Origin of the sequence: Cyanobium sp. Cruz-8D1 (genome assembly GCF_024345975.1) — a bacterium.
In the GTDB taxonomy this organism is placed as follows: domain Bacteria; phylum Cyanobacteriota; class Cyanobacteriia; order PCC-6307; family Cyanobiaceae; genus Cyanobium.
Genome location: NZ_JAGQCD010000011.1, coordinates 66782 through 92605, shown reverse-complemented (window position 1 = coordinate 92605; position 25824 = coordinate 66782). Strand labels below are relative to the sequence as shown.

Here is a 25824-nt window from a genome sequence, read left to right as displayed (position 1 = left end):
GTGGAAGAAAGTCAAAACGGCATCCACCGTCACACTTCTGGCCGTTCCGCCGCCGTCAGGTGAGGCCCGTGGCCAGGCTGAGCTGCTGGCTGCCCACCGGAAGGCGGGCCTGCTTCCGTAGGCCGTCAGGGGAGACCACTGGCAGCCGGGGCGGTCGTGCGGTCCAGTGGTGGCACCAGAGGTCGGCCACCAGCTCGGGATGGATGGGCAGCTGGCGCAGCTGACACCATCCCATCTCCACCCCGGCGGGAGGGGTGCAATGGCGGCAGCTGCGACAGTTGGGACGGTTGCCCATCCTGTTGACCTTGTGGGGGACTCAACGTACGCAGTTCCACGCTGGTGTGATAGGGGTGGGAACCGAATCACAGGCTTTCTTCGGTATTGGCGGCGACGGCGCCGCTCCGGGTCGGTGCCACCTTCCTCCATAGGATCGCGCCACCGGGCACCGGCGTCCCCTTGGCCGGCCGGCTGTGTTCCATGGATTCCAGCTCCCTGCTCCGCACCCCCCTGGACGCCGCGGCCGTTGCCGCGGGTGCCCGCATGGTGCCCTTCGCCGGCTGGCAGATGGCGATCCAGTTCGCCGGCCTGGTGCAGGAGCACAACGCCGTGCGGCAGCACTGCGGCGTTTTTGATATCTCCCACATGGGGGTGCTCACCCTGCGCGGGCAGGGCACCAAGGACGCCCTGCAGCGGCTGGTGCCCACCGACCTGTTCCGCATCGGCCCTGGCGAAGCCTGCTACACCGTGCTGCTCAACGAGGCCGGCGGCATCCGCGACGACCTGATCGTCTACGACCGGGGCCGGGTGGATGGCCCTGAGGGGGAGCGGGATGAACTGGTGCTGGTGATCAATGCCGCCTGCGCCGAGGCCGACACCACCTGGATCGTCAGCCAGCTGGAACCCGAGGGGATCGTCATCAGCGACCGCAAGGGTGATGGCGTGCTGCTGGCCCTGCAGGGCCCGGAGGCGCCCGCCCGCCTCGAGGCCCTCACGGGCACCAGCCTGGCGGGGCTGCCCCGCTTCGGCCACCGGGAGCTGGCCATCGATGGCGCACCGGTGTTTGTGGGCCGCACCGGCTACACCGGCGAAGACGGCTTTGAGCTGCTGCTGGGCCGCCAGGCGGGTCTGGCCCTCTGGCAGCGCCTGCTGGCCGACGGCGTCACCCCCTGCGGCCTCGGCGCCCGCGACACCCTGCGGTTGGAGGCGGCGATGCACCTCTACGGCAACGAGATGGACGCGGCCACCACCCCCCTGGAGGCGGGTCTGGGCTGGCTGGTGCACCTGGAGATGCCGGCGGACTTCATCGGCCGCGCCGCCCTGGAGCGCCAGACCGCCGAGGGGGTGGGCCGCAAGCTGGTGGGACTGAAGCTGCAGGGCCGCGCCATCGCCCGCCACGGCTACCCGGTGCTGCAGGACGGCGTGGCGGTGGGTGTGGTCACCAGCGGCACCTGGTCCCCCACCCTGGGGGAAGCGGTGGCCCTGGCCTACGTGCCGGCGGCGGCGGCGAAACCCGGCACCGAACTGGCGGTGGAGATCCGCGGCCGGGCCGAGCCGGCGCTGGTGGTGCGGCGGCCCTTCTACCGGCGCGGCTGAGGACTCGGTGCTGAGGCCCCTCGGGCTGCGGGCGCCCTGTGGGAAACTCGCGGATTGATGTGTTCTTTCCCATGCGCAGCCACGGGTGCGGCGATCTGCGCAACGACGCCATCGGCCAGCAGGTCCAGCTGTGCGGCTGGGTCGACCGGCGCCGCGACCACGGCGGCGTGATCTTCATCGACCTGCGCGACCGCACGGGCACCGTGCAGATCACGGTGGATCCCGACCTGGCCCCCGCCGCCTTCGCCGTGGCCGAACGGCTGCGCCACGAGACCGTGCTGCGCGTGGAGGGCAAGGTGCGGGCCCGGCCAGCCGAGTCCCTCAACGAACGGCTGGCCACCGGGGCGATCGAGGTGCTGGCGAGCGGCATCACGGTGCTCAACGAGGTGCGCGGCAACCTGCCCTTTCCGGTGTCGGTGCACGACGAGGAGAACACCCGCGAGGAACTGCGCCTGCGCCACCGCTACCTCGACCTGCGCCGCGAGCGCATGGCCCGCAACCTGCGCCTGCGCCACGCCACCGTGCGGGCCGCCCGCGGTTTTCTGGAGGGGGAGGGCTTCATCGAGGTGGAGACCCCGGTGCTCACCCGCTCCACCCCCGAGGGCGCCCGCGACTACCTGGTGCCCAGCCGGGTCTGCGGCGGCGAGTGGTTCGCCCTGCCCCAGTCGCCCCAGCTGTTCAAGCAGCTGCTGATGGTGGGCGGCCTGGAGCGCTACTACCAGCTGGCCCGCTGCTTCCGCGACGAGGACCTGCGGGCCGACCGCCAGCCGGAGTTCACCCAGCTGGACATGGAGATGAGCTTCATGGACCAGGAGCAGATTCTGGCGCTCAACGAGGGCCTGATCGCCACCATCTGGAAGCAGGTGAAAGGCATCGAGCTGCCGCAGCCGTTCCCCCGCCTCACCTGGCACGAGGCGATGGCGCGCTACGGCACCGATCGGCCCGACACCCGCTACGGCATGGAGCTCACCGACGTGAGTGACCTGGTGGCGACCATGGGCTTCAAGGTGTTCTCCGGGGCGGTGGCGGCCGGTGGTTCGGTGAAGTGCATCGCCGTGGCCGGCGGCAACGAGGCCGTCAGCAACGTGCGCATCAAGCCGGGCGGTGATGTGTTCAGCGAGGCCCAGAAGGCGGGGGCCGGCGGCCTGGCCTTCATCCGGGTGCGGGCCGGCGGCGAGATCGACAGCATCGGCGCCATCAAGGACAACCTCACGGCCGAGACGAAGGCGGAACTGCTGCAGCGCACCGGTGCGAGCGAAGGCACCCTGCTGCTGTTCGGCGCCGGCGACACCGCCACCGTCAACAAGGCCCTCGATCGGGTGCGCCAGTACCTGGCGCGGGAGCTCGGCCTGGTGCCGGCCGAGCGGGACAACGACCAGTGGAACTTCCTCTGGGTGGTGGATTTCCCGATGTTCGAGTTCAACGCCGGCGAGAACCGGCTTGAAGCCCTGCACCATCCCTTCTGTGCCCCCAGCGCAGGCGATCTGGGCGACGACCCCGCCGCCTGGGCGACCACCCTGCCCACGGCCCGCGCCCAGGCCTACGACCTGGTGCTCAACGGCCTCGAGCTGGGCGGCGGCTCGCTGCGCATCCACGATTCGGCCCTGCAGCGCCAGGTGCTGCAGACCATCGGCCTGCCGCTGGAGGAGGCCGAGCGCCAGTTCGGCTTCCTGATGGAAGCCCTCGACATGGGCGCCCCGCCCCACGGCGGCATCGCCTTCGGCATGGACCGGCTGGTGATGCTGCTGGCGGGCGAGGAATCGATCCGCGACACGATCGCCTTCCCGAAAACCCAGCAGGCCCGCTGCCTGATGACCCAGGCCCCGGCGGACGTGGCGCCGAAGCAGCTGGAGGAGCTGCACGTGGCCAGCACCTGGGTGGAGGAGCCTGCGCAGGCCTGATCTCAGCGGATGCGCCGCCTCCATTTCGCCATCAGCGAACCTCAGGCCCTCTGGATCGCCCTGATCCGTGAAACCGGCTGGCCGCACGCCAGCCTCCAGGTCGCTCTGGCCCTGCTGGTCAGCCTGCTGGATGTGGGAGGGCTGGGCATGGCGATCGCCCTGCTGTTCGGCAGCCCGGGCGGCTCGACTGGCCTGCCATTGCAGCTCTCCCTGCCGATCCTGCTGCTTGTGGTGGTCGGGCGGTCGGCGCTGCAGGGCCTGGCCACGGTGAGGCGGGACCAGCTCAAGAACGATTTCAGCGATCGGTTGCGCCGCGACCTGCTGGCCCTGGTCCTGGCGGCGCCGGCCAACCGGGTCCAGAGCGTGGGGCGGGGGGATCTGCTCGGCCTCCTGGTGAGCGACATCGGTCGCAGCACCCTCGCCCTCGATCAGGGCATGCGGGCTCTGCAGGCCGCGATCGCCCTGCTGATCTACAGCCTCGGGGTGCTGCTCGTGGCGCGGGATGCCTCCCTGCCCCTGCTCCTCGGCCTCGCCGCCGCGGCCCTGGCGGCGCTGCTGCGCCGTTCCGGAGCCTGGCAGCTGGGACACCTTCAGACCCAGCTCAACGGAGCGATCCAGCGCACCGTGGGGGATGGCCTGCATGGCCTCAAGGCGGTGCGTGCAGCAGGGGCCGAATCCTGGCTTCTGGACCGGTTTGCCCTGGAGACCGGTCAGGTGCGCCTTGTGCTGCAGCGCACGGTGCGTCGGCAGGTCTCCTACACGGTCCTGCGCGATGGCCTGGCCCTCACGGCGGTGGGGCTGTGGTTGTGGCTGGCGCAGAGCAGCCTCTCGAATCAGGCGGTGGCCACCACCCTGCTGCTGGTCTACCGGGCGGCGAGCTCACTCGGCACCGTGATCAGCAACCTTCGCTACGGACTCGGCGCCCTGCCCGGCTACGGCGAGCTCTGCCGCCTGCGCCAGCGCCTGCGGCCCCTGGCGCCCGACCCAAGGGCCGTCACCGGCCCCGCAGCGGGGGCGAAGGGGCCGCTACCGCAGCCGCTGTTGCGGGTGACCTGGCAGGGAGGGGCTGCAGCGGTGGAGCTGCAGCGCGGCCAGCTGACCCTGGTGACGGGGCCATCCGGCAGCGGCAAGACCACCCTCCTCGATGGGTTCTGCGGCCTGCTGAGGGAGGAGAGGTCCTTGTGGCAGCTGCACGGCCCATCGGATGGCACCGCGCGGGAGGCTCGCCTGGGTGTCCAGCGGTGGCGAGAGCTGGTGGCCTACGCACCGCAGGATCCGGTGCTGTTCGAGGGCAGCCTGCGGGACAACCTGCTGCTGCAACGCTCCGGGACCGGCCAGTGGACCGATGGGGCCCTGCAGGGATGGCTGGAGAGGCTGGATCTGCACCATCTGCTGGCACGACCCGAGGGTCTCGATGGGCGGCTGCATCTCTCGATCGACTGCTTCTCCGGAGGTGAGATCCGCCGGCTGGCACTGCTGCGGACCTGGCTGATCGATCGACCGGTGGAGGTGCTGGATGAGCCCACCGCCTCCCTGGATCCGGGCAGCGCCGCCCTGGTGCGCGCGCTCATCCGGGAGCGGTGCGGCGAACGCCTGGTGCTGGTGGCTAGCCATGACACCCAGCTGCTGGAGGCCGCAGACCACACCATCCGGCGCAGCCGCACCGACCGCGACCAGGCCCGGGCCCTGCACAACACCTAGGCCCTGAGGCGCTCGCGGACCCTGGCCAGTCGGGCGGTCAGGGCGGCGGCCAGGCTGCGGTCGACCCCGGAGCCTGGATCGTTGAACATCGCCGGGGGAAGGGCATAGGCCGCGGCGCTGCGCAACACGTCGATCGGAGCGCTGCTGAGCGCCACCCTCTGGTACCAGAGATCCCAGGCCCGATTCAGGTGCCAGGTGCTGCGCTGATGCAGATCCAGGGGTTCCGCCTGGGTTCGGGTCGCCACCCGGACGGCCCAGCGTTGCCTGCGGGACAGCTGGTCAGGCTGGCCTGGAACCGGGAGGTGCAACTCCAGCAGCGTGACGGCCACGGCCCAGCCCAGGGCCACGGCAGGGCGAAAGAGCAGGTCATCCCGCAGGGCCTGGCCCCGGGCCCGCATCAGCCGCACCAGGTCCACCAGGGCCCGCAGTTCCCCCCAGCGATCATTGAGGGCATGGGCCGCCAGGTGCTCCAGGGCATGGGCCTGGCCCAGCGTCGGCAGAGGCTGGGCCCCGATCGGGAGCTCCAGCCGCTCCCGCCAGGCGCCCTCGAATCCCGGCTGGTCGCGTCGCACGTTGGTGAGGGCCCAGTGGAGATCCACCACCAGGGGCCCCCGGGCCAGCGGCAGCTCCTTCATCGCCCAGCGGGCATAGCGCCAGGCTCTGCGGCCCGGGTCGCGGGGCGCGTAACCCGGCAGCCTCCGGAAGCCCGCCCCCTCCAGCACCTCCAGGGCTCCGGACACCGCCTCCGGATCCACCAGCAGATCCAGGTCGCCCCCGCCCCGGCTGCCGGGATCGCCGCCGGTCTGCAGCGCCAGCAGGGGCCCCTTGAACACCAGCACCCGCACCCCCGCCGCCTGGAAACGGGGGATCAGGTCCCGGGCCAGCCCCGCCAGCGCCAGACCGCCGAGCCGCTCCAGCCGTGCGCGGCGATCGAGTTCGCCGATGACGCTGGGGGGCAACCCCAGTGCGGCGGCATGGGGGCTGAGGCAGACCCCCAGCCGGTGACGGGCCACGGCCGCCAGCAGGGCCGAGGGGTCCAGGCCGGAACAGTCGGGGGGGGTGGCGGCGCTGCCGCCCTCGCCGGCCAGCATCCAGCCCAGGGCGCGGCGCAGGGCGATCAGTTCGGCCGGATCGCAGCCATAGGGTGTGCTCATGGGAAGACCCTCCGCCCCCTCCCATCTTCGCGGGCGCTGGCAGCGCTGGTGCCGGCTGAGCGCCCGCCAGCGGCGGCTCACCCTCCAGGCCTGGCTGCTGTTGCCCGCCGCCGGCGTGGCCGTGCGGCTCGTGCCCCTGCGCCACCTGCTGACGCTGCTGGCGCTTCAGAAGGCCGCCGATCCCGGCAGCAGCCCCAGGCCCCGCACCCCTGGCGCGCCCAGCGATGGCCTCAGTTGCGACATCGCCGAGGCGATCGCCCGGGCGGCAGCCCACCCGATCGTGGCCAGCACCTGTCTGGTCCGGGCCCTGGTCGGCACTGTGCTGCTGCGCCGGCATGGCAGAGCCGCCCAGCTGACCCTGGCGGTGGCGACACCGAGCGAAGGGCTGGCGGCCCATGCCTGGCTGGAGAGCGACGGCGAGCCGATCAGCGGCTTCCCCGTGCTGCCCACCTGGCAACCCCTGGTGCGGTTTGTGGCTGGAGCGGGCCCCCCGTGATGGTTCCGATGGCAGGCCTGATCCGCCGCCGGTCCACGGCTCCCCTGCCGCCCCTGCCGCCGGACGGCGGTGGCGCGGAGCAGCAGGAGCTGATCCGGCCCCGCCTGTGCTGGCGGGGGCAGCTGTCCCACCACCAGCCCTCCGGCACGGTGTGCCTGGCCTCGGCCCGGATCGACAACCGCCGCGAGCTGCTCGAGCAGCTGGAACTGAGCGTGGAGGCCTGGGGGCCCGGAACGCCCCGGCAGGCCGCCTGCGACGACACCCATCTGATCCACCGGGCCTGGCTGCGCTGGGGCGAGGCCTGCTGCGAGCGGATCCTCGGCGACTGGGCCTTCGCGATCTGGGACGAGCGGGAGCGCTCCCTCCTCCTGGCCCGCGACCACTTCGGCATCACCTCGCTCTACTACGTGCTCACCGACACGCTTCTGGCCTTCGCCACGGAACAGTCGGTGCTGATCGATCTGCAGCTGCTGCCCTACGAGATCGACGAGCTCTACGTGGCCCAGGTGCTGGTGGCCTGGCAGGGCTACCACGGTGGGCAGACCGTGCGGCGCGGCCTCCATCGGCTGCCGCCGGCCCATCGGCTCACGGTCACCCGGGAGCGGCACCGCCTGGAGCAGTACTGGCATCTGGAGCGCACGCCCCCGCTGCGCCTGCGCGACCGGCGCGACTACGTGGCCGGCTTCCTGGAGGTGTTCGATGAGGCGGTGCGCTGCCGCCTGCGGCGCGACCGGGGCGGGCTCGTAGGCAGCACCCTGAGCGGGGGCCTCGATTCCGGCTCGATCAGCGCCACCGCCGGCCGGATGCTGGCGGCCTCAGGCGAGGAGCTGCGGGCCTTCACCTCGGTGCCGATCGCCGACACCACCCCGTTCACCGGCGAGCGCTTCGGCGATGAGTGGCCCTTCGCCGCCGCCACCGCCGCCGCCGCCGGCATCCGCCACCACGAGCCCGTGGAGGCGGCCGAACTGGCGCCGATGGCGGCGATTCAGGCGCTCCTGGAGATCCACCGGGAACCCAGCCATGCCGCCGGCAATGCCTTCTGGATGCTCAGCCTCAACCGCCTGGCCCGGCAGGCGGGCTGTTCGGTGCTGCTGATCGGCCAGAGCGGCAATGCGGGACTCTCCTGGGCCGGCAGCCCGTGGTCCCAGCCGCTGGGGTACCAGTGGCAGCGGCTGGGACCACGGGAATGGCTGCGCCAGGGGGCCCTGCGCAGTGCTCCAGCTGCGCTTGTGCAGCGGTGGCGCCGCTGGCGCCTGCGGGAGTTCTGCTTCGATGGCTCCGCCCTGGCGCCCGCGGCGGCCGAACGGCTGCAGCTGAAGGAGCGGATGCTTGCGGACCCCGATCTTTTCCCTGCCCGCGACGCCCTGCAGGAGCGTTCCTGGCTGATGCCGGGCCGCTCCTTCGTGGGGGCGCTCCACGCCCAGATGGGTCGGGCCGCCGGCCTGGAGATCCGTGATCCGAGCGCGGATGCCCGGCTGCTGGCCTACACCTGGTCGGTGCCGGATCAGGTGTTCATCGATCCGGACAGCGGCGAGGATCGCTGGCTGATCCGGGCCGCCATGCAGGGGCGGCTGCCCGATCGGGTGCGCTGCCAGCGACGCCGCGGCCTCCAGGCGGGGGACCTGGCGGTGCGGCTGCGGCACGACGCCGCCGCGGTGGAAGCGTGCCTCGCCGAGCTGGAACGGTCGGACCAGGCCCGGGCCCTGGTCGACGTCGGCAAAGTCAGGGAATGCTGGCAGAAGGTTCAGCAATCCGACGACGTTCCATCTCTGCGGGGTAGCGGCTCTATCATCCTGAGGGGGCTGATGGTGGTATTGTTCATCCAATCATTCGGCCAAGCTCGGCTAATGTCCTGAGACAGCTTCGTTTTGTCTTCCACAGCTCGACTGATGAATTCTTCCGCCAAGCCCATTCCAGTTGGATCCCCAGCCGTGCATCGGCGCAAGCTCGAATGGCGCCAGCCCTTGGTCCAGAGAATCTCTCTGGAGATCACGCTTGCGTCTGCTGGAAGCACTGGTGATGGAGTCGGAGGGGGTCCGAATCCTCCATAGAAAGATTCTTAATTCTGGCCTCAGACTTGAAAGTTGATATTCTCTGCTCCTTCCCAGTTTCTTCCAGCTGATTGCCTCCTACGTACACACCGCCGCCTCTCCTGCGAGCTGCTCATCCGGGCCCCCTACCCAGGCCACTTTTTCCTTGATGCCGGCCCTCGGGTCGGCCGTTTTTTTGTGGAGGGGGGGCACACCATTCACTTCGAGCCCGCCGTCGACCTGGATCCCGCCCGTGCCGACTTCGTGCTCGCCCATCCCGTGCTGGCCGCTCTCTACCGTCACCGGGGTGACCTGGTGCTCCACGCCAATACCCTCCACTGGCGCTACGGATTGATCGCGATCTCCGGCAGTTCCGGTGCCGGTAAATCCACCACCGCCGCCGGCCTGATTCAGCGGGGCGCCATCCAGATCGCCGACGATCTCACCGTTCTCCGCGCCGGAGACCATGGCCAGTTGGTGGTCCGCCATGGTGCTCCCCAGCTCCATCTCACCCGTGTCGCCGCCGAGCGGCTCGGCCTGATCCACGGCGCCCGGCCCAGTCCTGTCCGCTCTGACAAGGTGGTCGTCCCCCTGGATGGCCCCACCGCCAGCCCGCTCCCCCACGCCGCCGCCGAGCCCGGGGGCTGGCCCGACCCCTCCGGGCCCGGTCTGCGCGACCTGGTGCTGCTCGAACCGGGCGACGGCCCGCAGGTGCAGCTGCGCCGCCTCCGCGGCGCCGACCTGTTCCTCGCCCTGCAGCACGGCCTCTATGGCCCTCTGAAGCCCTGCGACACCCCCGCCAGCTTCCGTCTCCAGGCCCTGCTGGCCCGCAGCGTCAGGGTCTGGTCCCTCAAGCGGCCGCAGGGCCGGTGGTGCCTTGATGCGGTGCTCGACACCCTCGAGCAGGCCCTGGCGGCGGCCCCCGCACCCCTCGGCGAGGATCCTCCCGCCAGCGCTGAGCCCCGCCTGCCCCCAGCCCATGGATGACCACACCCTGATCACGCGCCGCGCCGACGTGATGGCCACCGACATCGATGACGCCACCGTGATCCTCAGCCTGCAGAGCAACTGCTACGTCAGCCTTGAGGCCATCGGCCAGCGGATCTGGGCCCTGCTGGAGCCCCCGATCAGCCTGGACTCCCTGGTGGAACGGCTGCAGGAGGCGTTCGAGGGCGACCCCGGCGCCATCCGCCGGGATGTGGAACACTTCCTGGGCGAACTCGAAGCGGATGGCCTGGTGACCCTGCAGTCCACGGAGCCATCGGCCTGACTCCCCTCGGGCCGCAAAGCCGGCTCGACCGGCTGGCCGGCCAGCTGGGGATCGCCATCGTGCTGGCCTCGATCCTGGGGGGGCTGTCCTTCCTGCTGCGCCACATCGGCCTGATCGATCCGGCCGGCTACGCCGCAGACCTCGCCCGTTTCTGCCACCCGCCGCTGCAGACCCTCTGGTTGCCGGCCTCGTGCCGTGCCTGGAGCTGGCTGGACGGGGCGGGCGGTGCCATCACGCGCCTCGACATGGCGAGGCTCTACCAGATCAGCCCGCCGGAGCTGCTGCTCAAGCTGCTGCGCCACGGCCTGATGGCGGGCCTGGTGCTGATCTCCGGCCTGGTGGTGTGGCGCCATCCTGGTCTGCGCCTGCCCCCCCGCCAGCGGCTGCTCTGGGTGCCGCTGCAGCTCTCGCTGGGGGTGGCCCTGTGGATCGGCCTGCAACGCGGCCCTTTGCCCGCCGTGCTGGCCGGCCTGCCCGGCCAGCTCTGGGTGCCCCTGGTGCCGCTCTGCGGCTGGCTGCTGCCCGCCCGCCGTCTGCAGCGGCTGGTGGATGCGGTGGCGGTGCTGCTGCTGCTGCATCTGCCGGTGCTGCTGCTGGAGGCCATGCGGGGCCTCCCCTTGCGCCATGCCACCCAGCTGTGGGGGGTGCCCCTGCCGGGGCGCCTGCCCGGCCTGATGGGCCAGCCCAACACCCTGGGGGTGGTCGTGGTGCTCGGCCTGGCCTTCTGCCTGGCCTTTACCGCTCGGGCCTGGCACCGCCCCGTGCTGGTGGCGGCGGCGCTGCCCCAGCTGCTGCTGGCCCGCTCCGGCATGGGTCTGCTCGCCCTGGCCCTGCTGCTGCTGTGGCCCAGCCTGCAGCGCCAGTGGCAACGCCATCCCCGGCGGGCGCTGCTGCTGGCCCCGGCTCTGGCGGCCGCTCTGCTGCTGGTCCTGCCCCACCTGCTGGGACGGCCGGATCTGCTGGAGTCGATCAGCGGCCGCTGGGGCCTGGTGGGTTCCGCCGTGCGCTCGGCCTCCCCCTGGCAGCTGCTGCTCGGCCGAGGCCTCGGCAGTGGCGGCGTGGTGGTGTCGCGCTGGCAGGAGGTGAGCGGTGGCCTGCCGCCCCTGTTCTCCCCCCTGACGCTGGCCAGCGAGGCGGCGGCGGGCCCTGCGTTACGGCCCACCGATTCCTTCTTTCTGCACCAGTTCATTGAGGCCGGCCTGCTGGGGCTGGCGGCCCTGCTGGGGCTGATCGCCGCGGCCCTGCGAAGGGATCGGGCCAGCCGGCCCTTTCTGCTGCTGCTTCTGCTGTGCGGTCTGACTCTCAACCTGGGCGAGGTGTTCCCCCTCGGCCTGCTGCTGGCGGTGAGCCTGTGCCATGCCCTGGCGCCGGGCCATGGTTGATCCCCGCGCTGGCCATGGAGGCTGGACCATCGCCTGGTGCCTGGCCGCCCTGACGGCCGGCGTGGTGTACCTGCAGCCCCCGACTCCCTGGATGCGCCGGGGGGTGGTGCATGTGGCACCCGATGGTTTCGATGGCTGGCTCGGCGGCGATCGACGCCTGGCGGTGCGCACGATCCAGCGTGGCCTGGATCTGGCCCGTGCCGGCGAGACCGTGCTCGTCTGGCCTGGGGTCTACCGCGAATCGCTGCGGCTGCGCCACGGCGGCCGGGCCGGCCGGCCCCTGATCCTGCGGGCGGCCGTGCCCGGCCAGGCCGTGATCTCCGGCACCGCCGACCCCAGCGTCAGCCGTCACTGGAGCTGGCAGCCCGTGGGGCCCCGTCGCTACCGCACCCGCACCCCCTGGCGGATCGATGGACTGCGGGTCGACGGTGTGATGGCCTACCGGGCCCGACGGGCCACCGACCTCGACGCCCTTTGCCGTCGTCCCGGGGCGATGCCGGCCTTCCAGATGCGGGGGGACCACCAGCTCGACCTCTGTCTCCCCCAGGGGCGCCCTCCGCAGCAGCGGCGACTGGACGTGAACCGCCGCATCCCGGCACGCCGCCGCTCCGGGGGCCATCAGGTGGCCCTGCTCTGGGTGGAGGCCCCCCATGTGGAGATCCGTGATCTGGTGTTCGATTTCCCCGTGATGGCCGCCATCCAGCTCTGGAACACCCACCACCTGCGCATCAGCGGCAACGCCTTCCATGGCGCCGATGTGGCGATCGACGGCAGCACCGGCCTGCGCCAGCCCCACCAGCTCCTGATCGATCACAATGTCAGCGACTGCCGTCCCCTTTACCAGTGGCGCCAACGGGGCTGGCTGAGCTGGGCTGAGGTCTATCCCTACTCCAACTGCAGCCTCACCTGGATCCAGGGGCGTGACATCAGCCTGCGCCACAACCTGATCAGCGAAGCCGGTGATGGCATCAAGCTCTCGCCCCTGGGGGGGCGCAATCGCATCGAGGCCAATGTGATCGCCTTCACCACCGATGACGGCATCGAGTTGGATGGGGCGGCCTCCAATCTGGAGGTCAGCCACAATCTCGTGGTGGCAACCTGGGCCAGCCTTGGTATCAGCCCGGTGAGCACCGGTCCGCTGCGCATTCACCACAACCTCTTCCTGCAGCAACGCCAGAACCCCCTGAGCGGCAACGGCGTCTGGCTCAAGCTGATGGGCGGGCCGATCCATGGGGTGACGCTGGACCACAATCTTTTCCTTGGCCAGCGGCTGGCCTGGAGCGTGCCCGATTCCCCCGTCAGCGACTTCAGCCTGCAGAACAATCTGCTGCTCCTGGTGGATCCGGCCGAAGCCGGCTTCCATGCCCGCCGCCAGGTCGCCTGGCAGGACAACCGGGCGGTGGTTCTGCCCTGGCAGGCCTGGCCGCCGCCCGATCTTGGCCCACCGGCCTTGCTGGCGCTGCTGGAGTCCGGAGTTGGGGACGGCCCACCCCTGCCCCTGGAGCTGCCGCTGCCGATCCTGCGGCCCGGTCCCGCCTGGTATCGCCTCGAGCAGGAGGCTTCCGGCCGTCAGCTGAAGGCCCTGCTGGACGCCGGCTGGATCCGCAGCCGATGAGCTCCCCGCCTGTTTGGCTCCGCCTCGGCGCTGCCCTGGCCGGCCTGCCCGCCGCTCTGGCCACGGCCCTGCTGGTGGGCTGGCTGCTGCAGCCCTGGAGCGTGGACCGACCGATCGCCCCCACGGAACTGCTGGACTGGGGCTGGCGCTGGGGACTGGTGCTGAGCAGCTTTCTCTGCGGAGCGGCCTGCCTGGGCCATCGCCGGCCGGCCTCCCCCGCCCGGGTGCTGGGCGGCGTGGGGCAGGCGGTGGGAGTACTGCTGGTCCTCACCGCTCTGGGGGTGCTGCTGGCGCTGCTGGCGCTGCAGCTCGGCTGGGTCGGTCAGGAATGGATGGTGCCCGCTCGCCGGGGCCTGATGCTGCGCATGGCCACGGAGACAGGACTGGAACAGCTGGGCCTGCCGGTGGCCTTCAGCACCGCCATCCTGCTTTGGAGATCGAGGCGAGGTTCGGCATGACCGCGCCACGTGGCGCGCCGCAAGGCCCAGGCCATGCTCAGGGGAACCAAGCCCTAGGTCGTGGTCGTGGCGGGTTGGACAGCCTCATGGGTTCGTTTTCTGCGTTTGCGTCGTAACCCGAGCGCCCCTAGGCCCTTTCGCTTGCTGGGTGGCAGCACACCAGCCAAATATCCGAAGCTGATGGCATAAGCTGCGGCCGAGATGAAGATGCGGGAGGTTTCTTTCATCAACTGATCCGGCCTCATGCCGACCTGGGCTTCAATCTGCTGCTTGAGCTGATTGGAGGCCTGTTCCGCCCTTGCAAGCAGGATGTTGCGTAAGATCCCGATGGGTGTGTCTAGTTCCGCCTGTGAGAGGCCGGCGTTGCTGCCGAAAAGTTGTTGCACCTTGGCTTGAAGCTCCTCATGGGTGTTGGCGCTGGCGATGGCCTCGCGCAACTCCGTGAGCTTCTCGGAGGCCTGGCTGGTCTGTTTCCCCTGGACAAGGGTGACGGACGTGTGGAAACTCCAGGCCGCGAAGGCCTGAAGGGGAATCAGCAGCAGAAACCCCAGGGAAGCGGCCACGATCCAGGGGCGCCACGCTTTCCAGCGGTCCCGAAGGGTCTGGCGGGTGGGATCGAACCCGACGGCCAGGACCATCAGCAGGACCCCCATCAGCGCCAGGAAGGCGTTGTTGATCAGCGCAGCAATCACGGCCAGCTGCCAGGTGTGATCAAGCAGCTTCGGTGGCGCGGAGGCGATGACCATGGCGGCCACGAACATCACCAGGAAGATCAGGGACAGGGCAGCGAGCAGCCGAGCCACCGCCCCTCTGTTCCATTCTTGCGGCGGAAGAGGCGGAAAAGCGAGGCGCACCAACAGGCGATCAGCAATAGATGGAAGTTACATGGAAGCAAGGGAGAGGGGGGCGCTGCGTAGCCGGATCGGAAACAAGCCGTGTTCCCGTCGGTGCAGGGCCGTTGCCTGAGATCCCTACAGGCGGTGATGCCGGTGGCGAGGGCGCAGCAGACGACGCGCCAACCGCCCAAGGGGGTGGCTGAGCAGGCAGGAACGCAGAGTGCCGCGCAGTCGTTGCCACTCCCAGGCCTCGATCGCCGCGTCCTGCCGCAGCCGCAGATCCCAGGTCCCCGGGCGCGCCAGGATCCAGGGCCGGGCCACGGTCCAGGAGAGGGTCAGCAGCGCATAATCCGGTCCGCGGGGGAAGAGATGGATCTCCCGGCCCTGAACGGGCAGTCCTCGGGGCTGCAGCGGCCTGGGCGGAGGCGTCTCCGCAGCCATCAGGGCACCCCAGTCCAGCCCCAGGCGAGGGCCGAAGGCATGCCAGGCGGTGGGACGGGGATCAGCCTCAAACAACAGCGGCGACGACCCGTCATCCGGCATCCGAAAAGTGCAGTTGAAAAAGCCATGCAGACCCGCCCCCCGTCCGAGGGCCTGCAAGGCGGCCGTCACACCGGCCGGCACGATGGCCACGAAGCGGCGGCTCAGGTTTGGACCGAAGGGACCTGTTGAGTGCAACGGCCGCGACGCCTGATGCCCCAGCAGCTCACCATCGCCGAACAAGGCCTCGACGGCATGGTCCTCCCCTGCCACCCAGGCCTGCAGCAGGAGGGGGTACCAGGTCAACGGCGGCGGGTCCGCCAGCACGGCGGCCGCATCCGGCACATACCGCACCTGCTGTCCGCCTGATCCGTGATCGGCTTTGAGCATCAGGGGCCCATGGCAGCTGGCGAGGGCAGCGGCCAGCTCGGTCGGGGAGTCCACCACCCGGGTCCCCGGGGTTGGGATGCCATGCCGCTGAAGCAGGTGGGCCAGCCCTGCCTTGGAACCCACCAAGGCCAGCCCCTCGGGTCGGCGGATCGGCAGCAGGGCGAGCCGGCGCTTCAGCGGCAGCTCAGCCCTGGCCAGGGCATGGGGCAAGGCGTCGTTGGCATGGACGACCCAGTCCGCTGCACCATCGACGGGACAGGGCTCCGCCAGAAGGGCGTTGGTCCATCCCTCCAGCGTCCATGGGCCCGGCAGCGTTACAAAGTGATCGATGAAGCGGCTGCGGCGGAAGGGACTGGCCCCACTCCCCAGGGCCACAAGTTCGAGACGATGGCCCGCCAGCACCTCCGGCAGCCGCGCTGTGACCTCGCTGCAACCGATCAGAACGACGCGACGCATCCAGCCTCGCCATCCGGGGTCAAGGGGCGCCAGCGGGCACGCCGGGCCAGAAGGCGCCGGCGATGTTGCGTCTGTTCGTCTGGGAACAGCAGATCCGCCACCACGGGAGCCAGTGCATAGCCGCGCCGCTGCAGCTCCACCAGCAGGTTGTGGTCACGGCAGCCGCGATAGGCCCGGGTCTGGAGGCTGCCGAGCGGCAGATCCCAGCGGGCCACCGTCGCCCGGGCCAGGGCCGTTCCCCTGATGTCGGAAGCGCAGCCGGCGGAACAGCAGAGACGCAGATCAGGCCAAGCCGCTCGCGGTGGCGGCAGGGCAGATCGCAGCCCCTGCATCCAGGCGCGGTCCAAGGTCACCGCACCCTGGGGCGGCCAGCCTCCCAGGGAGACCCCCCGATCCGCACCCAGGGCCACCGCCGCCACCGCCGCGGCAAACCCACCGCCGCTGTAGCCGATGGTCACCACCTGGTCATAGACCGCCAGGGGCACCAAGGTCGGGAGGGCCTCCAGCAGGCGGGCCATCGCACTGGAAGCGCCATCCCGGCCAAAGAAGGATTGCTGGTGAGGCCGCTCCCGCAGCACGAGCACCACGTCGGTGGCGAAAGGACCCAACAGCTGCAAGAAGCAGGGCGCCGTCATCGCGACGGCATTGGCGTTGGACCCGAACGCCACCACCAAATTCCGCGCCGGTCCTGGGGCGACCGGTCCATGGCGGTACCAGTGCATCCGAACCGCTCCCAGATCCCGGACCGCCACCGCTTCGCCGTAGGGGGCGGGGGCAACGAGCAGGCCGGGGGCGTCCGTACAGGTTTCGCACAACCAGGACGTCAGAGGCTGGGACGGCTCGCCCGAAGCCAGCCAGGCCAACAGGAGACCCTGCAGCTCCAAGGGACGCATCACCCGGTCATGCCGCATCCGCAGCTGATTCGACCGGTTGGTCGACAGGTCTCGAAAGCGCTGATAGAAGGCCTGGGATTCCGGGGACAGCCCCGCCACCAGCTCCGGCCTGCGGCGCACCAGCCAGCGTGCCGTCCGCAGATGCCAACGCTCCCTGACGCGCTCCCGATGGGACCGGAACCAGGCCATGGCCTGGGCAAAGGTGCGAACCCCGATCACGCCAGAGCATGCCGTCGTGCGAGCTCGCGCCGCAACGGCTTGCCGCTCGCCCCCCGAGGAATCTCCTCCACCGGGATCAGGGCCTTCGGCGCCCGGTATCCCATGGCGTCCTGGCAAAGGCGTCGCAATCGTGGCAGCTCCTGAACCGCATCCGTGTCGGGACGGAGTCGCAAAGCCGCCATCGGCACCGCTCCATAGACGCTGGAGGGGGCACCAAAGGCCACCACCTCCAGCACCGCCGGATCCTCCGCCAGCACATCCTCGATCTCCTGGGGGGAGATGAGCACGCTGCGGAAGAGAAAGACGTCGTTGGCCCGACCCACGAAGGAGAGCAGGCCATCGGGCCATTGGCGCAGCAGATCGCCGGGGCGGGAATCCTCGACGGTGTGCTCGATGTCGATCGGACCGTGCTCGGGGTGCAGCAGCCGCACCCGCCAGGTCTTGGCCACCACGACCTCCCCGATGCCCAGGGCCTGCCAGTCGGGGGCCGCCTCCGGATCAAAATGGAAGCGCACATTCGCTAGCGGCACGCCCACCGATTCGCCGTCATGGGCCAGAAGCTGGTCGGCCGGCAGCAACGTGAGCGGACCGAGGCGGCTGTTGGCCAAGGCGATCGTCAGACGGGCGCCGAAGCGACCATGAAAGCGCCGCCGCACCCCCCCCGGGACCCGGTCCGTGCCCGTCACGAACCCCAGGGAGGCAGGGAAACGCCGCTCCAGCCGCTCCGCCAGCATCGTCTCGATGTACGGCGGATTCACCGATAGGGTGTCGGCCTCCAGGAGGCCCGCCAGCTCAGGCAGATCCTGGCGCTCAGACACCCGCACACAACAGAGGGTCGCCCCTTCCAGCAGGATCCGCGAGGCCCAGGCGCGCGAGGCTCCGAACTGCATGCGGAAGCTCATCAGCATGCGCCGGCTCGGCGGCCACTCCGGATGCTGCTGCATCGCCAGCCACTCCAGGAAGGAACTGCGCTGGATGGCCGGCACCCCCGTTGTGGTGCCGGAGCTGAGGGCCAGGCCTGCCGCCCGCTCAAGCCGAACCCGGGCCTCCTGCGCCACGTCCGCCAGCGACAGGAGACGATCCGGTGCTTGCCAGGCGGGTTCCGGCGACCCGGCCAGCGGTGCCCAGATCTCCCAGCCCTGCGCCACCGTGGTCCGGCGGTGCAGGCCCATGGACGGCGATAGGGGCCGATCGCTGAGCACGACGCCGACTCCCGCCCGGCGGACCAGTGTGGCCCGTTCAGCCTCGGTGGCATGGAGCGGCAAGAGCAGCAACGCCCGACCGGAGAAGACCTGGGAGAGGCCAAGAAGCAGATTGTCGATCGTGTCGCCACCGTGGATGGCCCAGATCAGATCGGGGTCGCTGCAGCCACAGCGAGCCGCCGCAGCCGTGACCAGCTCTTGCCAGCGATCGATCTGGGGCAACAGATCCCCGTGGGTCACGGTGTGACCGCTGAACCGCAAGGCCTCTCGCCCAGGGTCGGCAACGACGCGGAGTCGGTAGAGCTCCCGCAACATCCAGCCCGCTGGCGGAATGGGCCCTGGCGGCAGAGGTAGGGCTGGGGGCAGGTGCAAGGCTTGCGCCGTCAAGACGTTCCCCTCAGGCCCTGGGGGCAGCGGCGATTCGGCAGAGAAGTTGATCGGCGGAATAAAGAGAAGCCATCTCTTCTGGAGTGATCAACACGCCATGATCAATTTCCAGAGTGATACAGGCCTCCATACGACCAAGACTGTCGAGACCAAGTTCCTCCAGAGTCACATGGGCGGGCTCGGAGCGCAATGCAAGCAGCAACCTGCCCAGATCCGACGGCGGCACGCTGATGGAGGCAAGGGCCGCCAAAAGCAGGGCCACCGGTTCGGATGCGGTTGTCATCGCTATGGGATCAGAATCTGAATCAGTTTCCGCTCCGACTGATGATGACTAGCGGGAGGGGGATGGCCTACCAGAGAGTCCTGGAGGCGTTTCGCCGGGTCCACGAAGAGTGGGTCCGGTTTCGCCAGGAGCTTGCAGTACGGGAGCTGTCTCACCCTGACCTTCAACAATCATTGTCAATACCATTGGATTCATCCGAAGCTCACAAATGGTAGCGTTTCTCAGGCCAGGCCACATCAGCTACCTTTCGGTTCATCATATTACTCGAGGCCGGCACAATCCGGAAGCCATCCAGTGAAAGCGCTGGCCGGTTCGCGTGGGCCCTCCACTCCCTTAGAGCACTGTCGATCCCCTGAGCCCTTGACGGAGCCTGACCGAGCGACGGCAGGCCCTGCACCGCTGCCGTAGCGCCAAGCAACGGATGATCCAGGCCAAACGGTGCCTAGTGGTGGCCGTGGCCGGCACAAGCCCCACTGTGTTCATTCCGGCGCATGGGGCCAACGACCAACCCACCGCCGACCTGCTCACCCAACAGCCAGGAGCTCCAGATCCACGAGAAGACCGCCTGGATGGAGAAGATCCTCCTGGCGTGTTGCGCCGTCCCCAATGTCCGCAGCGTCCGCCACACGGGGCCATGCCGCCATGCTCGTCTTCGTCACCGGCGGGGCGGTTCCCGAGCATCGGCAAAGGCAGCGTGGCCGCCTGTCTCGGGCGGCTGATTCATTGGCGCGGCGATGGCGGCTCCTGCCTGAAAAGGAAGACTGCCGTCGAGTTTCAACGTCCTTGAGACCTGACCCTCATCAGAGCAGGCTGTGTCCCCAGGACACGGTGGACATGGCCGCACAGCTGGGCGATCTCCATGCCGCCCCCTGCGCGCCCTCACCACCAACGCTGGAAAGCTCGGTACCTTCACTGAAGTCCCGCCCTCACCTTCCCGCCATGGCCGCCACCGTCACAGCCCCCGCCATCGACATCGGCATCCCCGCCGAGCAGCGTCAGCAGATCGCCGAGGGCCTAGGACGCGTCCTGGCCGACAGCACCGTTCTGTACGCCAAGACCCACGGCTTCCACTGGAACGTCACGGGGCCGATGTTCAACACGCTCCATCTGATGTTCATGGACCAGTACACCGAGCTTTGGACCGCCCTCGACCTGATCGCCGAGCGCATCCGTGCCCTCGGCTTCCCCGCCCCCTATGGCGGCTCCATCTACGCCGGCCTCTCCTCGGTCCCCGAGGCCGAAGGCGTGCCCGCCGCCCTGGCCATGGTGCGTGAGCTGGTGGAGGGCCACGAGGCCGTGGCCCGCACGATCCGCTCGGTGTTCAGCATCGCCGATGGGGCCAACGACCAGCCCACCGCCGACCTGCTCACCCAGCGGCTCCAGATCCACGAGAAGACCGCCTGGATGCTGCGCAGCCTGCTCGAGGCGTGAGCCTGGCGCCGGCTTGGGCGCACAGGCGAACTGGAAGGAGTCGGTAGATTGGGTGATCAGCGCCAGGCCCGATGTCCGCACCCTCCGCCCCGCGGGGCCATGCCGCGAAGTTCGTCTTTGTCACCGGCGGGGTGGTCTCCAGCATCGGCAAGGGCATCGTGGCCGCCAGCCTTGGGCGTCTGCTCAAATCGCGCGGCTACAGCGTCTCGATCCTGAAGCTCGATCCCTATCTCAACGTGGATCCAGGCACGATGAGCCCTTACCAGCACGGTGAGGTGTTCGTCACCGATGACGGCGCCGAGACCGACCTGGATCTGGGCCATTACGAGCGCTTCACCGACACGGCCATGTCGCGCCTCAACAGCGTGACCACCGGCTCGATCTACCAGGCGGTGATCAACAAGGAGCGCCGCGGCGACTACAACGGTGGCACCGTCCAGGTGATCCCCCACATCACCGGCGAGATCCGTGAGCGCATCCACCGGGTGGCGGCCAACAGCGGTGCCGACGTGGTGATCACCGAGATCGGCGGTACGGTGGGCGACATTGAATCACTGCCGTTCCTGGAGGCGATCCGCGAGTTCCGTGGCGACGTGGGCCGCCAGGACCTCGCCTACGTGCACGTCACCCTGCTGCCGTTCATCGGCACCTCCGGCGAACTCAAGACCAAGCCCACCCAGCACTCGGTGAAGGAGCTGCGCTCGATCGGCATCCAGCCCGACGTGCTCGTCTGTCGCAGCGACCGGCCGATCAGCACCGACCTCAAGGCCAAGATCGGTGGCTTCTGCGGCGTGCCGGCCGGCGCCGTGATCCAGGCCCTCGACGCCGACAGCATCTACGCGGTGCCCCTGGCCATGGAGAGCGAAGGCCTCTGCCGCCAGGTGCTCGACGTCCTCTCCCTGGTCGACCACGACAGCGACATGGCGCGCTGGGCCGACCTGGTGGAGAAGCTGCGCCACCCGGGGCCCGCCGTGAAGGTGGCCCTGGTGGGCAAGTACGTGCAGCTCAACGACGCCTACCTCTCGGTGGTGGAGGCCCTGCGCCATGCCTGCCTGGAGCGGGACGCCTCCCTTGATCTCCACTGGGTCTGCGCCGAGCAGATCGAGAGCCAGGGCGCCGACGCCCTGCTGAAAGGCATGGATGCGGTGGTGGTGCCCGGCGGCTTCGGCCACCGCGGTGTCGACGGCAAGGTGGCGGCGATCCGCTGGGCGCGGGAGCAACGGGTGCCGTTCCTGGGGCTCTGCCTCGGCATGCAGTGCGCCGTGATCGAGTGGGCCCGCCACCAGGCCGGCCTGGAGGGGGCCACCAGCGCCGAGCTCGATCGGGCCAGCCCCCACCCGGTGATCCACCTGCTGCCCGAGCAGCAGGATGTGGTGGACCTGGGCGGCACCATGCGGCTGGGTGTCTACCCCTGCCGGCTGACCGCGGGCACCATGGCCCAGCGCCTCTATGGCGAGGAGGTGGTGTATGAGCGCCATCGCCACCGCTACGAGTTCAACAACGCCTACCGCTCCCTGTTCCTGGAATCGGGCTACGAGATCTGCGGCACCTCCCCGGACGGCCGCCTGGTGGAGCTGATCGAGCTCAAGGACCACCCCTTCTTCACCGCCTGCCAGTTCCACCCGGAATTTCTGTCGCGGCCGGGCAAGCCCCATCCTTTGTTCCGGGGGCTGATCGAGGCGGCGCAGCAGCAGCGCGAGGGCGTCGCTCAGGAGCGGCAGGTCCCGGCCGATGGGGTGCCGCTGCAGGTCTGAGCCTCGCAACGGTCGGGCAGGCCTGGGCGGCTTGCCGACCTGGATGGCTGCATGGCGTGCTTCTTAGCCCACCAGATTCACGGTGGTGCCGTAGCGCCGCAGCTGTCGGTCAGCCGTCAGCAGCAGCATCGGTTCGGTCCTGCTCTGGTACACCAGCAGCCGATCAAATGGATCGCGATGCTCTCCATCCGTCTCCAGCTCTGCCATCGCCAGCAGATGGCTGTTGCGAATCGGCAGCCAGCGGAAGCCCTGCAGCGGCACCTGGCGCTCCAGCTCCGGCAGGTCCACCTGCAAGCGGCCGAGCGACACCTTGATCGCCATCTCCCACAGCGAAGCCTGGCTCACGAACACCTCAGCCTCCGATGCCTGCAGGCGCTCCACAACAGGTTCAGGCAGCCGCGGATCGCCACTCAGCCACCAGAGCACCAGATGGGTGTCGAGCAGGAGTCTCGTCACCGCAGGGCCTCGAACAGATCAGCCAGCGGTGCATCGAAGTCATCACTGAGCTGGATTCGGCCGCGCATCGCACCGGGCACTGCCACCGGCTGGGTAGGAGCCTTCCAGCCCACCAGCCGCGCAATCGGTACGCCGGCCCGGGCGATCACCACCTCCTCTCCCTGCTCCACCCCATGCAGCAGCTGGGAGAGCTGGGTCTTGGCCTGGTGGATGTTCACGGTCTCCATCGCCGGCCGCTTTGAACTAAGTCTTAGCTTAGTCCTGCTGGAACGCAGGCCTGCCGCTGGGCCTTTGACCTGCTGTTGGTGGGCTGCGGTGTCGGTTGCTCCTGGTGAGCTCGCGCCGCTCCAGGGCGGCGGAGGAGCATTCGCGGCGCCCGCTGAGGACGCTGGACCTTCTGCCAGTACCACCCAGAGTTCCTGTCGCGTCCCGGCAAGCCCCATCCGCTGTTCCGGGGGCTGATCGCGGCGGCGCAGTTGCGGCATGGGGATGGGAAGCATCAGGAGGCGATCACGAACGTCCAATCGGCGGCGGCGACGACAGCGTCAGCCCACTGAACAGCCAACTGATTATTGAGCTGACTTGCTGACCCATGCTTCGCCTCGTGATCGATCTAGCAGCGAGCTGGTCGCATTAATTCTTGCCATAGGTGGCATCGTGATCTGGGGCAATCGTCAGCAGGCGAATGAAATCACCGTCTCGGTGAGCCGTGGCGCGGCGTGACTGGCTGATCCGAAGTGAATAAACAGAGTCAATCCCTGCAGGAAGCTTGATGCTCGTGATCTTTTCCCATTTGATGCCCTGATCGCGGTACAGCTGATTCCAGGTCAGCTTGCGGATCTTGTTGAGGGTGTCCAACGCCGCATGGCGCTCGTTCTTCTGCAGGCTCAGCAGCTGCTCCTGGAACACCGGATTATTCAGATCGAGCCTGACCTCGGCATCACGGCTCGCCATGGCCAAGACGCGTCAGGGTGTCCTGCAGCCCAGCATCGGCTGGCCCATGGCTGACGGACCAGGCCATCGCGGCTTGCAGATCTGCTGCAGCCGAGGGTTCGTGCAGCCAGCGCTCATTGTCTGGAATGACGGTCGCGGTGCGAATAACCCAGACACCGGGTTCGCGTTCTTCCACCAACACATGGCGGCCGGCGTATTGCTTGCCCAAGGAAATCTGCCCGTTGCTGCCAACGAGCTTCAGCGCGGCGGGGTGGGCTGCGGCAACCATGGCCGATCTCTCTGATCGTTCTGCACGAAAGTCTACGGTTCGTGTGGCACCAACTGAGCAGTGGGAAAGCTGAGTTGGCCGCGGGGTTGCGCGGGGTCAGCTTCTGGGCATCCAGCGTCAACCCCCGCCAATGCTCTCCGCCGGATCTGGGATCGGGGGAGACGGCAGCCCGATGCCGGTTTTAGGCAAAGGCGTGACGTGATCCAACGCCGAGCTAACCCACCAGCAGTTTCTGGAGGCAGGGCTGGATCTGGTCCTGCTGCAGGCGGATGCCGGCACCGGCGAAGGCGGGAGCTGATCTTGGCTGGGATCGACCGGCCCAGCCCGGCCGGACGAAGCTTCAGACGTCTCCTCAAGTCGTCCAGATGTTGATGCTATCGGGAACCGGCTGGCGGCCTGCCTCCCGGCCTGCCTCCCGGCCTGCCTCCCGGCTTGCTTCAGGAGGATAGAGGCCACCTGCATCGTTGACATGATCACAGTGGTGACTGGCCTGCCCCGCTCGGGTACCAGCCTGGCGATGCAGCTACTGGAGGGGGCCGGCATCCTGCCGTTCACGGATGGCTGCCGCAGCGCTGATGCCAGCAATCCACAGGGCTACTACGAGGCGGAGATCGTCAAGACCCTGCCCCAGGACAGCGCCTGGCTGGCCCAGGCGGAGGGCCGGGCCGTGAAGGTGATCCACCTGCTGCTGCCCCAGCTGCCTGGGACAACCGCCCCTACCGGGTGCTGGTGATGGAGCGAGAGCTCGGCGCGGTGCTGCGTTCGCAGCAGCTGATGCTGGAGCGGCTGGGGCTGCATTGCCTGAGGCGCGACTGCGGGGTGTGATGCAGGCGCAGCTGGCACAGATGGAGGGCTGGCTGGCCGCGCGGCCCCGCCCGATCAACAGCAGCTGGCCGGCGTGCTGAAGCGGCGCTCGCCGCAGGGCCCATCAGGAGATTATGACGAGGTGGAGCAACAGACTTGACAAAATAAGGGGGGGGTTAAGTCAGGGAAAAGCTTTTGCAATGGCGAATCTTAAGTCCAGGTTGGCTGGTCATCTGGCCGCATGCTCCGTAACTGCGATTGCCGCCTGCTCCGCTTCCGCTGCCAACGCCGCCATCGTTTACAGCGGCCCAGTTAATTTCGTAGCCGCCGTTGACATCGATGGCACGTACATCAATGTCGAAACCAATCAGCTGACCAACGGTCCAGCAAGCGAAGTGCCGGGCTGGGACGTCAACCCCTATCGCCGCGCGACGACCGGCAGCGGCATGAACTTCTTCAGCCCCACCGGTGGCGGCCAGATGCGCTATACGGGCGTGACGACCGGGCCTGCAGGCAACCTTGCCGTCGGCACCTCGATCGGCGCCACAGGCTCCTTCAACATCGCCACCACCGACGTGGTGTTCGGTTCCGCTGCTGGCAACTGGCAGTACAGCGCCGAGAACGTTATTGGCTTCAGGTTTGTTGGTGCTGACGCGGGCGTCCGCTACGGCTGGATGCGCTTCCTCATGGGCTCGCAGCCTGCGACGGGCAACCTGGTCACCCGCACCGTAGTTGACTACACTTTCGAAGATCAGGCCAGAGTGGCTATCCTGGCGGGTGATAACGGCGCCCGTGACTCCCCCTTCGAACTCTTCCGTGCCCGGTCCGCTGCCCCTGTTCGGCGCCACCGCGGCCTTCGGCTGGTCCCGCCGCCTACGCCGCCGCACTCTTCAAACGTCGAAGCAACCGGCACCGGACACCACACTTACTTCGTGCATACCCACGGCTTGAGTCGGGCCGGGTTCTTGTTGCCGCCGCCGGCCTCAGGCCGTCCTATGCGCCTGCTGATGCTTGGCTGGGATGGCGCCGACTGGGACGTGCTCGATCCCCTGCTTGAGGCGGGGGCTCTTCCCCACCTGGCTGGCCTGCTGGCCCGGGGCTGGCGAGCGCCCCTGGCCAGCCTGGAGCCGCGGCTGTCGCCCCTGCTCTGGACCAGTGCGATCACCGGCGTCACCCCCGATCGCCATGGCGTGCTCAATTTCGTAGAGCCCTCCCCCGATGGCCAGGGCCTGCGGCTCGCCTCCTCCACCAGCCGCCGCTGCCGCGCCCTCTGGAACCTGCTGCAGCTCTGCGGGCTGCGCAGTCACGTCGTCAACTGGTATGCCACCCATCCGGCTGAGCCGATCAATGGGGTGGTGCTCAGCAACCAGTTTTTCCAGGCCAGCGAACCCCCGGCGTAGTCGCTGCATCC

Annotated in this window: 25 protein-coding genes; 14 read left to right on the top strand and 11 right to left on the bottom strand. The window is 69.1% G+C overall.

The window, feature by feature from the left end:
- Positions 1-55 precede the first annotated feature (55 nt).
- Positions 56-295, bottom strand: a complete 240-nt coding sequence (locus KBZ33_RS09180) for a hypothetical protein (protein ID WP_254952291.1) — start codon at positions 293-295, stop codon at positions 56-58.
- 182 nt (positions 296-477) lie between these two features.
- Here KBZ33_RS09180 and gcvT point away from each other — a divergent pair, with 182 nt between their 5' ends.
- The 3 genes from gcvT (at position 478) to KBZ33_RS09165 (ending at position 5195) form a co-directional block, all read left to right on the top strand.
- On the top strand, positions 478-1593 hold the full coding sequence (gene gcvT / locus KBZ33_RS09175) for a glycine cleavage system aminomethyltransferase GcvT (protein WP_254952292.1): 1116 nt from the start codon (positions 478-480) through the stop codon (positions 1591-1593).
- A gap of 71 nt (positions 1594-1664) precedes the next feature.
- A complete protein-coding gene (gene aspS, locus KBZ33_RS09170) occupies positions 1665-3494 on the top strand; it encodes an aspartate--tRNA ligase (RefSeq protein ID WP_254952294.1) in 1830 nt (609 codons plus the stop codon).
- Positions 3495-3503: 9 nt separating this feature from the next.
- Entirely contained in the window at positions 3504-5195 is a 1692-nt protein-coding gene (locus KBZ33_RS09165) for an ATP-binding cassette domain-containing protein (protein ID WP_254952296.1), read from the top strand.
- On the opposite strand, the gene KBZ33_RS09160 is transcribed toward KBZ33_RS09165, so the two are convergent.
- The gene (locus tag KBZ33_RS09160; RefSeq protein ID WP_254952298.1) at positions 5192-6349 is read right to left on the bottom strand and encodes a nucleotidyltransferase family protein; all 1158 of its coding nucleotides are present in this window, start codon (positions 6347-6349) and stop codon (positions 5192-5194) included. The two genes, KBZ33_RS09165 and KBZ33_RS09160, sit on opposite strands and share 4 nt — an antisense overlap.
- Here KBZ33_RS09160 and KBZ33_RS09155 point away from each other — a divergent pair.
- From KBZ33_RS09155 to KBZ33_RS09125, 7 genes are all read left to right on the top strand, one after another.
- A complete protein-coding gene (locus KBZ33_RS09155) occupies positions 6348-6845 on the top strand; it encodes a lasso peptide biosynthesis B2 protein (RefSeq protein WP_254952300.1) in 498 nt (165 codons plus the stop codon). The two genes, KBZ33_RS09160 and KBZ33_RS09155, sit on opposite strands and share 2 nt — an antisense overlap.
- Before the next feature lie 8 nt (positions 6846-6853).
- On the top strand, positions 6854-8701 hold the full coding sequence (locus KBZ33_RS09150) for an asparagine synthetase B (RefSeq protein WP_254952301.1): 1848 nt from the start codon (positions 6854-6856) through the stop codon (positions 8699-8701).
- 372 nt (positions 8702-9073) lie between these two features.
- The gene (locus KBZ33_RS09145) at positions 9074-9862 is read left to right on the top strand and encodes a hypothetical protein (RefSeq protein WP_254952302.1); all 789 of its coding nucleotides are present in this window, start codon (positions 9074-9076) and stop codon (positions 9860-9862) included.
- On the top strand, positions 9855-10145 hold the full coding sequence (locus tag KBZ33_RS09140; protein ID WP_254952303.1) for a PqqD family protein: 291 nt from the start codon (positions 9855-9857) through the stop codon (positions 10143-10145). The genes KBZ33_RS09145 and KBZ33_RS09140 overlap by 8 nt, the downstream gene beginning before the upstream one ends.
- A 59-nt stretch (positions 10146-10204) precedes the next feature.
- Entirely contained in the window at positions 10205-11527 is a 1323-nt protein-coding gene (locus tag KBZ33_RS09135; protein ID WP_254952305.1) for a hypothetical protein, read from the top strand.
- Entirely contained in the window at positions 11520-13142 is a 1623-nt protein-coding gene (locus tag KBZ33_RS09130) for a right-handed parallel beta-helix repeat-containing protein (protein WP_254952307.1), read from the top strand. The genes KBZ33_RS09135 and KBZ33_RS09130 overlap by 8 nt, the downstream gene beginning before the upstream one ends.
- On the top strand, positions 13139-13600 hold the full coding sequence (locus KBZ33_RS09125) for a hypothetical protein (RefSeq protein ID WP_254952309.1): 462 nt from the start codon (positions 13139-13141) through the stop codon (positions 13598-13600). The genes KBZ33_RS09130 and KBZ33_RS09125 overlap by 4 nt, the downstream gene beginning before the upstream one ends.
- A gap of 53 nt (positions 13601-13653) precedes the next feature.
- Here KBZ33_RS09125 and KBZ33_RS09120 read toward each other — a convergent pair whose 3' ends face one another.
- The 5 genes from KBZ33_RS09120 to KBZ33_RS09100 form a co-directional block, all read right to left on the bottom strand.
- A complete protein-coding gene (locus tag KBZ33_RS09120) occupies positions 13654-14361 on the bottom strand; it encodes a hypothetical protein (RefSeq protein WP_255011658.1) in 708 nt (235 codons plus the stop codon).
- A 210-nt stretch (positions 14362-14571) separates the two neighbouring features.
- A complete protein-coding gene (locus tag KBZ33_RS09115) occupies positions 14572-15762 on the bottom strand; it encodes a hypothetical protein (RefSeq protein WP_254952312.1) in 1191 nt (396 codons plus the stop codon).
- A complete protein-coding gene (locus KBZ33_RS09110; RefSeq protein WP_255011656.1) occupies positions 15744-16874 on the bottom strand; it encodes a hypothetical protein in 1131 nt (376 codons plus the stop codon). Before KBZ33_RS09110 ends, KBZ33_RS09115 begins: the two co-directional genes overlap by 19 nt.
- Positions 16871-18448, bottom strand: coding sequence for a class I adenylate-forming enzyme family protein (locus tag KBZ33_RS09105; RefSeq protein ID WP_255011654.1), 1578 nt, complete (start codon positions 18446-18448; stop codon positions 16871-16873). The genes KBZ33_RS09110 and KBZ33_RS09105 overlap by 4 nt, the downstream gene beginning before the upstream one ends.
- A 25-nt stretch (positions 18449-18473) precedes the next feature.
- Positions 18474-18746, bottom strand: coding sequence for a hypothetical protein (locus KBZ33_RS09100; RefSeq protein WP_254952318.1), 273 nt, complete (start codon positions 18744-18746; stop codon positions 18474-18476).
- Positions 18747-19685: 939 nt separating this feature from the next.
- Between KBZ33_RS09100 and KBZ33_RS09095 the strand changes: the two genes are divergently transcribed.
- Positions 19686-20177 (top strand): Dps family protein, encoded by a 492-nt coding sequence (locus tag KBZ33_RS09095; RefSeq protein WP_254952320.1) that lies wholly within the window; start codon positions 19686-19688, stop codon positions 20175-20177.
- Positions 20178-20248: 71 nt separating this feature from the next.
- On the top strand, positions 20249-21931 hold the full coding sequence (locus tag KBZ33_RS09090; RefSeq protein ID WP_254952322.1) for a CTP synthase: 1683 nt from the start codon (positions 20249-20251) through the stop codon (positions 21929-21931).
- Positions 21932-21994: 63 nt separating this feature from the next.
- Here the strand turns inward: KBZ33_RS09090 and KBZ33_RS09085 are convergent, their stop codons facing one another.
- From KBZ33_RS09085 to KBZ33_RS09070, 4 genes are all read right to left on the bottom strand, one after another.
- Positions 21995-22387 (bottom strand): type II toxin-antitoxin system VapC family toxin, encoded by a 393-nt coding sequence (locus KBZ33_RS09085; protein WP_254952324.1) that lies wholly within the window; start codon positions 22385-22387, stop codon positions 21995-21997.
- Positions 22384-22614 carry a type II toxin-antitoxin system Phd/YefM family antitoxin gene (locus KBZ33_RS09080; RefSeq protein ID WP_254952326.1) on the bottom strand — a complete coding sequence of 77 codons (231 nt, stop codon included), beginning with the start codon at positions 22612-22614 and terminating at the stop codon, positions 22384-22386. Before KBZ33_RS09080 ends, KBZ33_RS09085 begins: the two co-directional genes overlap by 4 nt.
- 406 nt (positions 22615-23020) lie before the next feature.
- On the bottom strand, positions 23021-23341 hold the full coding sequence (locus tag KBZ33_RS09075) for a hypothetical protein (RefSeq protein ID WP_254952327.1): 321 nt from the start codon (positions 23339-23341) through the stop codon (positions 23021-23023).
- Positions 23328-23609: a hypothetical protein gene (locus KBZ33_RS09070; protein WP_254952329.1), complete on the bottom strand. Its 282-nt coding sequence runs from the start codon at positions 23607-23609 to the stop codon at positions 23328-23330. Before KBZ33_RS09070 ends, KBZ33_RS09075 begins: the two co-directional genes overlap by 14 nt.
- Before the next feature lie 469 nt (positions 23610-24078).
- Here KBZ33_RS09070 and KBZ33_RS09065 point away from each other — a divergent pair, with 469 nt between their 5' ends.
- Both KBZ33_RS09065 and KBZ33_RS09060 read left to right on the top strand, forming a co-directional pair.
- Positions 24079-24342, top strand: coding sequence for a sulfotransferase (locus tag KBZ33_RS09065; RefSeq protein ID WP_255011651.1), 264 nt, complete (start codon positions 24079-24081; stop codon positions 24340-24342).
- Positions 24343-24634: 292 nt separating this feature from the next.
- Positions 24635-25813, top strand: coding sequence for an alkaline phosphatase family protein (locus tag KBZ33_RS09060; RefSeq protein WP_254952332.1), 1179 nt, complete (start codon positions 24635-24637; stop codon positions 25811-25813).
- The last annotated feature ends 11 nt before the right edge of the window (positions 25814-25824 follow it).

Coding starts and splice junctions, on each gene's coding strand:
- KBZ33_RS09075 (WP_254952327.1), bottom strand. CDS start 23,341: ATGGCGAGCCGTGATGCCGAGGTCAGGCTCGATCTGAATAATCCGGTG.
- KBZ33_RS09140 (WP_254952303.1), top strand. CDS start 9,855: ATGGATGACCACACCCTGATCACGCGCCGCGCCGACGTGATGGCCACC.
- KBZ33_RS09095 (WP_254952320.1), top strand. CDS start 19,686: ATGGCCGCCACCGTCACAGCCCCCGCCATCGACATCGGCATCCCCGCC.
- gcvT (WP_254952292.1), top strand. CDS start 478: ATGGATTCCAGCTCCCTGCTCCGCACCCCCCTGGACGCCGCGGCCGTT.
- KBZ33_RS09160 (WP_254952298.1), bottom strand. CDS start 6,349: ATGAGCACACCCTATGGCTGCGATCCGGCCGAACTGATCGCCCTGCGC.
- KBZ33_RS09155 (WP_254952300.1), top strand. CDS start 6,348: ATGGGAAGACCCTCCGCCCCCTCCCATCTTCGCGGGCGCTGGCAGCGC.
- KBZ33_RS09065 (WP_255011651.1), top strand. CDS start 24,079: ATGATCACAGTGGTGACTGGCCTGCCCCGCTCGGGTACCAGCCTGGCG.
- KBZ33_RS09125 (WP_254952309.1), top strand. CDS start 13,139: ATGAGCTCCCCGCCTGTTTGGCTCCGCCTCGGCGCTGCCCTGGCCGGC.
- KBZ33_RS09130 (WP_254952307.1), top strand. CDS start 11,520: ATGGTTGATCCCCGCGCTGGCCATGGAGGCTGGACCATCGCCTGGTGC.
- aspS (WP_254952294.1), top strand. CDS start 1,665: ATGCGCAGCCACGGGTGCGGCGATCTGCGCAACGACGCCATCGGCCAG.
- KBZ33_RS09165 (WP_254952296.1), top strand. CDS start 3,504: ATGCGCCGCCTCCATTTCGCCATCAGCGAACCTCAGGCCCTCTGGATC.
- KBZ33_RS09080 (WP_254952326.1), bottom strand. CDS start 22,614: ATGGAGACCGTGAACATCCACCAGGCCAAGACCCAGCTCTCCCAGCTG.
- KBZ33_RS09100 (WP_254952318.1), bottom strand. CDS start 18,746: ATGACAACCGCATCCGAACCGGTGGCCCTGCTTTTGGCGGCCCTTGCC.
- KBZ33_RS09150 (WP_254952301.1), top strand. CDS start 6,854: ATGGCAGGCCTGATCCGCCGCCGGTCCACGGCTCCCCTGCCGCCCCTG.
- KBZ33_RS09090 (WP_254952322.1), top strand. CDS start 20,249: ATGTCCGCACCCTCCGCCCCGCGGGGCCATGCCGCGAAGTTCGTCTTT.
- KBZ33_RS09180 (WP_254952291.1), bottom strand. CDS start 295: ATGGGCAACCGTCCCAACTGTCGCAGCTGCCGCCATTGCACCCCTCCC.
- KBZ33_RS09070 (WP_254952329.1), bottom strand. CDS start 23,609: ATGGTTGCCGCAGCCCACCCCGCCGCGCTGAAGCTCGTTGGCAGCAAC.
- KBZ33_RS09115 (WP_254952312.1), bottom strand. CDS start 15,762: ATGCGTCGCGTCGTTCTGATCGGTTGCAGCGAGGTCACAGCGCGGCTG.
- KBZ33_RS09120 (WP_255011658.1), bottom strand. CDS start 14,361: ATGTTCGTGGCCGCCATGGTCATCGCCTCCGCGCCACCGAAGCTGCTT.